Source organism: Halomonas flagellata (assembly GCF_022487945.1).
Lineage (GTDB): Bacteria > Pseudomonadota > Gammaproteobacteria > Pseudomonadales > Halomonadaceae > Halomonas > Halomonas flagellata.
Window position 1 is genome coordinate 1 of sequence record NZ_JAKVPY010000152.1, and the last position, 520, is coordinate 520.

The 520-nt window shown below is 31.7% G+C and carries 1 protein-coding gene; it reads left to right on the forward strand.

The window, feature by feature from the left end; genetic code table 11:
* Nucleotides 1-220, forward strand: a 220-nt coding sequence (locus MKP05_RS21620) for an acyl-CoA dehydrogenase family protein (protein ID WP_276316714.1), incomplete at its 5' end; no start/stop codon positions are given.
* Between the last annotated feature and the right edge of the window lie 300 nt (nucleotides 221-520).

Genomic DNA, 520 nt, shown 5'->3' on the forward strand with positions numbered 1-520 from the left:
AGATGAAGATTATGATATTTCAGGCTCCATGGCCAAGTTGTATGCTTCGGAAGTTGCTATGAATACCACTATTGAAGCCGTACAGATACATGGAGGAAACGGCTACGTAAAAGAATATCATGTAGAACGACTCATGCGGGACGCTAAGATCACCCAGATCTATGAAGGTACTTCAGAAATTCAAAAAATTGTAATTTCGCGAAGTCTTTTATCAGAATAGCCCCTGGTAAAACAAAAGTTTTTTAAATAAAAAGTATGGTTTTTAAAACAACCCCCTAAAAAATAAGGGGTTTTCTGAAAATAATTAGTTTTATACCCAAACACTCTCCTGTTTACACGGTATAGTGATCAAATTATCAATAAAAAATGAAATAACCCCTCAAAATTATAGGGGTTAGCAATATTTTGATCTTAAATTAACAATTTGATAATTTGCCATACCCCAAAATTTTGATATTGAATTTTTGACAACAATTAATTCCTAACGATTGATTTATTTCATCTTTTGATTCAAAATCTT